Origin of the sequence: Pelomonas sp. V22 (assembly GCF_030014915.1) — a bacterium.
Lineage (GTDB): Bacteria > Pseudomonadota > Gammaproteobacteria > Burkholderiales > Burkholderiaceae_C > JAUASW01.
Genome location: NZ_JAGIXS010000016.1, coordinates 1 through 7437 on the forward strand (window position 1 = coordinate 1; position 7437 = coordinate 7437).

Annotated in this window: 7 protein-coding genes; 6 read left to right on the forward strand and 1 reads right to left on the reverse strand. The window is 59.9% G+C overall.

Features of this window, described 5'->3' with window-relative positions; all coding sequences use genetic code 11:
• The first annotated feature begins 946 nt into the window (after positions 1–946).
• The 6 genes from J7U46_RS23045 to J7U46_RS23070 all read left to right on the forward strand — a co-directional run bounded on the left by J7U46_RS23045 (position 947) and on the right by J7U46_RS23070 (position 5983).
• Positions 947–1696, forward strand: coding sequence for a metallophosphoesterase (locus tag J7U46_RS23045; protein ID WP_282829589.1), 750 nt, complete (start codon positions 947–949; stop codon positions 1694–1696).
• Complete coding sequence (locus J7U46_RS23050) at positions 1693–2553, forward strand: hypothetical protein (protein WP_282829591.1); 861 nt, start codon at positions 1693–1695, stop codon at positions 2551–2553. Before J7U46_RS23045 ends, J7U46_RS23050 begins: the two co-directional genes overlap by 4 nt.
• Entirely contained in the window at positions 2550–3323 is a 774-nt protein-coding gene (locus J7U46_RS23055) for a metallophosphoesterase (RefSeq protein WP_282829592.1), read from the forward strand. Before J7U46_RS23050 ends, J7U46_RS23055 begins: the two co-directional genes overlap by 4 nt.
• Complete coding sequence (locus tag J7U46_RS23060; RefSeq protein WP_282829593.1) at positions 3320–4558, forward strand: HAD domain-containing protein; 1239 nt, start codon at positions 3320–3322, stop codon at positions 4556–4558. Before J7U46_RS23055 ends, J7U46_RS23060 begins: the two co-directional genes overlap by 4 nt.
• 232 nt (positions 4559–4790) lie before the next feature.
• Positions 4791–5240 carry an HAD domain-containing protein gene (locus tag J7U46_RS23065; RefSeq protein ID WP_282829594.1) on the forward strand — a complete coding sequence of 150 codons (450 nt, stop codon included), beginning with the start codon at positions 4791–4793 and terminating at the stop codon, positions 5238–5240.
• 92 nt (positions 5241–5332) lie between these two features.
• Positions 5333–5983, forward strand: coding sequence for an HAD domain-containing protein (locus tag J7U46_RS23070; RefSeq protein WP_282829595.1), 651 nt, complete (start codon positions 5333–5335; stop codon positions 5981–5983).
• Positions 5984–6384: 401 nt separating this feature from the next.
• On the opposite strand, the gene J7U46_RS23075 is transcribed toward J7U46_RS23070, so the two are convergent.
• Positions 6385–6954 (reverse strand): hypothetical protein, encoded by a 570-nt coding sequence (locus J7U46_RS23075; RefSeq protein ID WP_282829596.1) that lies wholly within the window; start codon positions 6952–6954, stop codon positions 6385–6387.
• Positions 6955–7437 lie beyond the last annotated feature (483 nt).

Below are 7437 nucleotides of genomic sequence, written 5' to 3' on the forward strand. Positions count from 1 at the left end.
GCCTCTCTCACGCGGGGCTACTGCGATGTCTGCTTTCAGTCAGAAAGTTCAATTTCGGGAATGACTGCGTGGGGTCGATCGCTGACCCTCGCGAATGACCGCTTGATGGGCTCTGCCCTGGCGGGCAAAGCGCAACGAGACTGCTCGGTGCTGACCGGCCGCTATCGCTGCAGAGCAGTCCGCGGTCGCCCGGTGGTGACTTCAGGCTGGGACCTGACGGCGAAGCAGGTCACCGATGCAGTACACGACCGTCGGCATTTGCCAAGGCGAGGGTATCCTGTTTGCTATTTCGGCGGCTCCAATCGCTAATTTTTACGACGAGACCCCGGGGTAGGGAGTAAAAATTAGCGATTGAGGGTGGTTTTAGGGCTTTTGAAAACACAAAAGTCGGCAACTGTCCAATCCAATGGGGTCGAGATGTTCGATTGATGTTCAGTTGATGTTCAACTCCACCGACGGGGCCCGATCAAGTGGGTACGCCTCAAGTTGATGCTCGGTTGATGTTCAGTTGATGTTCGAATGATGTTCGACTGATGCGCAAGGCGATGTCGCGAGCGGCCTCCTGGATGAACTCAGGCCCGCCGGCGACGATCCGGAGCGGTCGGATCCAACTCTTGTGCTGAAATTTGCCCTTTGGCCCGGCCTCATAGTGCTTTCTTGGGGCCTTTTGGGATCTCCGAAGCGGCTTTTTACCCCTCCAAATCCGAGCATCGCCACCCCCGAATTCTTGTCCCTTGTAACGCTTTGGACTTGACAGCGGTTTGTCCCTGTAACGTGGGGAGAGAATGAAAAAGCTGGGTATCTAGAGTGGCGAAATGGCACCTTGTCAATGCCAACGGGCCAGGCCGCACCGGGCTGTAATGGGTCTACAACGCGCATCGCGTATCGCATATCTCCAAAACCATCGCACCTTGGCAACTTGCGATCGGGGTGATATCTACCCTGCATGAAAGTACTTTTTGCAGGAGATCCACATGGCGTCTTCGACCACATCAATCCGCTAGAAGCCCGTCAAGCTGACGTTGTCGTCCTGCTCGGCGACATGGAGCCGGCCAGGCCGCTCCACTTCGAGCTCGAGCCACTCCTCGCTTCCGGCCTGCCTGTTTATTGGATCCATGGCAACCACGACGCCGACAGCGACGAGCTCTGGGTTCGTGTTTGGGGCAGCGAGCTCGCCGAGCAAAACCTTCACGGCCGCGTGATCCAGCTCGCCGACGGAACTCGACTGGGCGGACTGGGCGGTGTATTCAGGGAGTCCGTTTGGTACCCATCGCCGGCGGCCGCTCGAGGCGGCGAGCCTGCATTCCGTAGCCGCGAGGCGCACGCCAAGTCAACGCCACGCCAGGATCGGTGGGGCGGAGCAGGGCCGCACCGAAAACATTGGGGCACGATCTACCCAAATGAGGTCGACCGCTTAGCCGATCTGCGAGCCGACATCCTCATCACGCACGAGGCGCCGGGCTATCACCCGAACGGCTTCGAGATCCTCGACACCCTAGCCCAGCAAATGGGCGTCAAGGTCGCCATCCACGGCCACCATCACGATGCCTTGGACAGCTCAGCGCGCTGGTCGGAGCAGGGTTTCAAAAGCTTTGGCGTGGGCTTGCGTGGCCTGAGTCTGCTGGACACCTCGACCTGGCATTGGTCGGTCGTTCGGCCTGGCGAGCTCGACCAGGCCCGGGCACATCGGCTATGACGATCTCAGCACTCGCCAGACTTGTTGAGAGGCACCCGGCCGTTTTCCGCGGCGAAACACCGGAGGGAGATCTGCCTCCTGGTTGGTTTGATCTCGCAAACAAGCTGCTGGTCAGCATCAGGCTAAGGCTAGATCAGGCGGACATCGAAAAATTTTGCGTTGTCAGCATCGCCGACGACCACGGCACGCTAGCAGTTGCCTTTAGGTTCGACGGTGCCAGTGATGTCTTCGATGAGCTCCTTTCGATGCGCTCGGCTGCGGAACGCCGGTCGAACATCACATGCCAGCAGTGCGGTAGGCCAGGCACGAAGAAGCATTCAAACGGCCGATTCAGGACGCTTTGCACCGAGCATTCGACAGAAATTGACATGGCCGACAGCTACAACCAAATCGATCCAGGCCTGCAGCGCCTCATCGATGCGCACCCGCTGCTGTTCCGAGGTCAGGCACCGGCAATCTCGAGCTACGTGTCCGCGGGCTGGTACAGCCTACTCGACAAACTCTGCACCGACATCGAGGCCGTCCTCGGGCCCCAAGGCTGCGTCGATCTCGAGGTCAGGCAAATCAAGGAAAAGCTTGGCAGCCTGCGTTTCTACTACCGCCAGGGTGCGAGCACAGACCTTCATTTCGACCTCGTGTCGCCAACTGGCCGCCAGCATTTAGTCGGCCGCGGATCAAAGGCGACCGACGACGACTTGGTCGTCAAGCGAGTGCGTGAGCTCGTCAATGCGGCATGCGCAACATCGGAAACCGTCTGCGAGGAGTGCGGCGCCGCCGCTGAGCTGCGGAACACTGGCGGCTGGTACACGACGCTGTGCCATCAGCACCTGGCTGAGCGGAAGCGGACCTCGAAATGAAGATCCAGCTCGCGTCCGATTTGCATCTGGAATTCGACCGCCCGAGATCGCCAGCTCGCATCATCGAGCCCGAGCCAGACGCTGACTTGCTGGTACTGGCCGGCGACATCGATCATGGATCCAAGGCCATTGAAGCCTTTGCCGATTGGCCGGTGCCGGTGGTGTACGTGGCTGGCAACCATGAGTTCTACGCCCGCAATTGGGAACGCACCCGCGCCGAACTGCGCGAGGCAGCGGCCGGAACCAACGTCACGTTCCTCGACAACGACGTGGTAGTAGTCGGCGAAGTGCGATTTCTTGGCTCGACGCTCTGGACGGATTTCAGAGTGCCTGGGAGATCTCAAGCTGACTCGATGCGCGAGGTTGGCGTCAGCTTGAACGACTACTTCCAGATCAGGACGCGAGACCAACAACTGCTCAGCACTTCGGACACTTTGATGGACCATCTGGCCTCTCGCAGTTGGCTCGAGGCTGAGCTTGCAAAGCCCTGGCCAGGCAAGACGGTGGTCATTAGTCACCATGGGCCTCATCGACTCAGCATCCACCCTCGGCACGCCGAAAGTCGCATCAACGGCGCATTCGCCAGCGACTTGACCGATCTCCTGCGTCATGCAGACGTTTGGCTGCATGGCCACGTGCATGACTCGTTTGACTACAAGGTGTGTGGCTGCCGAGTAGTTGCCAACCCTGCCGGTTACTGGCATTCGTATCACGGTCAGGAATTCAAGAAGTTCGATCCTGCCCTGGTCTTGGAAATCGAAAACAGATGATCGTCTTCTTAGATTTTGATGGCGTGCTGCACCCAGTCGGCGCCAGCGTTGATCGGCTTCTTGAGCACTCCGAGACGTTGGCCGCCTGGTTGCGCGAGCAGCCAGCCATTCAGTTGGTTATCTCTTCGTCCTGGCGAGAGATCCACAGCATCGAGGACCTCAAGGAGATGCTGTTCCATTTCGAGCCCGAGCTGAAGAATCGTGTGATCGGCGTGACGCCGCTGATGTCCAGGGTGCTCGGCATCGAGTTCGAACGGTCGGGTGAGTGCCAGGCATGGTTGGTCGACAACGGCCACGACTACACAGCGTGGGTGGCACTGGATGACCAAATGAATTTGTTCAACCCCGCTCACATGAAGGACAACTTGGTTTTGTGCGATCCGGCGACAGGACTTGATCGAGCGCGCTTGTCGTTGGCACTCCAAAAGCTTCGACGCCAGCAACTGGAGGAGCCTCAGCGCCGGAGGTTTCAGAAAACCAATGGAACTCCTATGTCCCGCGCTCAGCGCTCTATGTGTGGCGTCTTGCCAGGCGAGAGGCGATACCCTGCCGTCACCGAGGCCGAGGAGGCTGAGATCGTCGCGTCCATCGCCAGATTTCGCCAAGTCGAGCTCGAGGCCGCCAGTGCTGAAAAAGCGGCTGCGGCTGCACGTCGAGACCAGTGGCTTGCGCTACCGAAGGAGGAACGGTGGGCAACGATACTGTTAGACATCGACGAGGTCATGTGCGTTGGCCAGCCGCATGCGGCTGCGCAGCTTCACAAGTCTTTTGCCGACGGTCTGGTGCCAGACCCTGATTTTCTCGGAGCGCTCTTCTCGCCTGCGTCGCTGGAGGCGTTGCGGCATGTCCACGATCAACTTGATGGCCGCATTCGCTTTGCAATCAGCAGCAGCTGGCGTGAGCACTTCACTCGCGAGCAAATCGAGTGGGTCCTGCGGATGACCGGCTTTGCCTTCGTGGCCGATGGCTTGCATCCTGGCGCGGCCTGGAGGTGCTACAAGGCTGCCTTCACCGGCGACAGACAAATGGACCTCGAAGCCTGGATCGAGGCGTTCCACAGTGGCGAGCCGTTCGTCGCACTCGACGACAAGTACAGCGGAGGACCACTTCTGTTTCATCGTCATTTCCACCCAGGCGAGGTGCTGTACGGTCGCGTGGTGCTTTGCCAGCCTGGCGTCGGGCTGAACTTGAGCCACGTCGACGACATCCTGGCCGCACTGCGGAGGCCGACATGAGGGAGCGCCGTCGGCAGTTGATTTCGACCAAGCTGAAGCGCCGCCAGGACGGTACTCAAGAGGTTGTCGTGCCTGATGGCTTCTCGCCCTGGAGGCTCGGCCAGCGAGTTTGGTTCCAGGTGGTCCGCGGCAGCATCGAAATCACGCCAACTCCGCAGGGCTGGCGCGGTGATCGCAGATACAGCCGCCGAGTCCGGCGGGGCCTGCGCTCGCTATTTAAGGACCGCGTTCGATGAGTCTCAAAAGCGGCGAGTTGGTTCTATACCTGGATTTCGATGGCGTCGTGCATCACGAAGCTGTCTACCAGAATCGCCGCGGCATATACGTCGACCAGGCCAAAGCGCCAGGTCGGACACTCTTCGAGTGGGCTGACATCTTGGTGCAACTCTTGCAGCCGTACCCTGAGGTCCGGTTGGTGCTCTCCTCTAGTTGGTGCCGCCGGCCTGGGTACTCGCGCGCGATCAAGCGGCTGCCAGCTGAGCTTCAGGTTCGGTTCATTGGAGGCACTTTTCATCGTCGTACTAATGGCGCTAATCCAGGAGCGGAGCTGGAGTTCGCGTCGCTGCCTCGAGGCGTCCAGATCGCCAACGACGTGGCTCGCCGGCGGCCGCGAGATTGGCTTGCGCTCGATGACGATGATCGAGGCTGGCCCGCAGAGCATCGCGGCCGTCTCATACTGTGAAACGGCGAGCGCGGCCTTTCGGATCCGGCTACGCAGCGAGAGCTGACGATGAATATTTCGGCCATGTGGATGGCTTGGGATGAGGGAGCGTGATGCCATCTCGATATCTATTTGTCGACTTCGACGGCGTGCTGCACCCGGCGGACGCCCATTTCGCGATCGACAACATCAAGGTGTCGCTGCAGGAACTGCGGGACGCCGGGCTTTTCGTTCACCTTGACCTGCTGGCCAGGATCCTCGCTGAACATCAGGACGTCGGGCTGGTCGTGCACAGCAGCTGGCGTTTGACCCACACCGATGATGAGCTCCGGCAGCTTTTCGGCGCTCTCGCCGGTCGGGTTGTCGGTGCGACGGAACGAGGGCTAGACCGGCGGCAGTCGATCTCCGAATGGGCATTGCGTCGGCACCTGCAGCCACTGCAGTACCGAGTACTCGACGACCAGCCTGAACTGCTGAAAGAGCTTGGTGAAGTCGTCATCGATTGTGATCCGGTGCAGGGTCTGGCCACCGAGTCCGCTCAACTTCGGCTGATGGATTGGCTCAATTCCGGCGCCCAAGCGCGGAGCCTGCGCGCAATGGCCGTTGATGTTTTCGTTTCCGCAGCCGAGGCCGATGGCTGGCTGCATCGGCCGCATCCGCTGCTTCAGGACCACACGCCGCTCGAGCACGCGGAGACCGTCGCCGCCGGCGAGCAACGCGTGGTCGACTTGCTGGTCTCCATCAAGTACGGCGGGGTCGTCTAGCATGCTGGTCCAGCGCTGCTAGGGTCGGGCATTGACTGGATGAAAGACGCCGTCGAAATCTAGAAAGATGAACAAGCGCGCCCCTTGGAATGGCATGTCTCCTAGCCTGCGCCTGCGCCTTCATCGTCGGCTTCCAACTTTCGAATGCGCTCTGCCATCGCTCGGATCTCAGCCAGGCTCAGCGATGGCGTTTGCTGATTGAGCTCGCCAGAAGGCGAGATGAGCTCATGGACGCCATCGACGAGTGCGTCTACTGCCCATGACCACTCCGCGCTTGGAAAGCTCAATTGATTGATCGAAGCCATCAGTCGGTTTGCGTTGTCAAAGTTTTCAATCAATAGCGCGCAGCCATTCCCGAAGCAAAGCTCGGCGCTTGCGCCGCAGGTGAATCTTGGTCATGGTCAGGTTCGATCCTGACCGGCTCGGGCCATCTGCAAAGCCACGGCCTTGACCGCAATGTATGAAGATCGCAAAGCGCCGGCATCGGTCAGCGCATGGTGCCGCCGCAGCCCGCGGCGGCTGAGCTCGCGGAAACATTGCTCGGCGGCGAGCTCACCTTCGGGGCTTCCAGTCAAAGGTCCGACGTTGACCGGCATGACGACCTCTCGGACTCGATTCCAAAGTTCGAGTCCGGACTCGCGAATTGAGTCTGACAGCAACTCAAAGTCAGTCTGGTAATCAAACGCTACCTCGACGCGAGTACCTGACTGTTCAGCGAGCTGCAGCAGCCACTCGCCAGTTCGGCGGCCCATTTCCCACTCTGTGGCCTTCGCGCCGGGTATGCGTCCCCACTGGTCGAAGACCTCGTCATGCACGAAGTCCGATGCGGCCTTGCGCCTGGTCTGGCCGGCTTCGGTGCTGAGGTCGAGCTCAACGTAGTGCTCGCAGCCGTCGATTGTGACGAGGCCGAGGCTTAGGAGCTCGGGGCGAGCGAAGTTTGTGAATTCGGTGTCGAGGAAGGCGATCATCATCTCGTCTAGATATCACCCTCCGCGTAACCTGCCAATAGCGATGGTTTTAGAGATATCTGATACGCGATGCAAGTGTTGCGACGCCATTGAATTCGATAGGGTAGTGATGTCGAATTCGATACAGCAGGCGGTGGTCGAGAAGGGCGAAGGGGCCCGAAGGCCCCTTCTGCGCGATGTTCGCTTTCACCCCTCTGGGGACCACTTGCGTGGCGGAGAGTGGCCGGTTCCATCGCTGTGCCGCTGTTTTCGCTGAAGTACCTCAGCGCCTCTGCCTAGTCCGAGCTGCGTATTTCGGCGGTTGCGCGCATCGGTTCCGGCAACGTGACCGCGACACGGCGAAGGTCCGTTCCGCAGCGAGATCAGACATTCAATGACACCCAACGAATGACCGAACTGGACCGCTTCGGGGTCACTCGAAGCGAAGCCGATCAGATGTGGGCTTCGGTGGTGAGCGAGGGCTTCAGCAGGTTGAAGCTCAGGGTT

Coding starts and splice junctions, on each gene's coding strand:
- J7U46_RS23070 (WP_282829595.1), top strand. CDS start 5,333: ATGCCATCTCGATATCTATTTGTCGACTTCGACGGCGTGCTGCACCCG.
- J7U46_RS23050 (WP_282829591.1), top strand. CDS start 1,693: ATGACGATCTCAGCACTCGCCAGACTTGTTGAGAGGCACCCGGCCGTT.
- J7U46_RS23045 (WP_282829589.1), top strand. CDS start 947: ATGAAAGTACTTTTTGCAGGAGATCCACATGGCGTCTTCGACCACATC.
- J7U46_RS23060 (WP_282829593.1), top strand. CDS start 3,320: ATGATCGTCTTCTTAGATTTTGATGGCGTGCTGCACCCAGTCGGCGCC.
- J7U46_RS23075 (WP_282829596.1), bottom strand. CDS start 6,954: ATGATGATCGCCTTCCTCGACACCGAATTCACAAACTTCGCTCGCCCC.
- J7U46_RS23055 (WP_282829592.1), top strand. CDS start 2,550: ATGAAGATCCAGCTCGCGTCCGATTTGCATCTGGAATTCGACCGCCCG.
- J7U46_RS23065 (WP_282829594.1), top strand. CDS start 4,791: ATGAGTCTCAAAAGCGGCGAGTTGGTTCTATACCTGGATTTCGATGGC.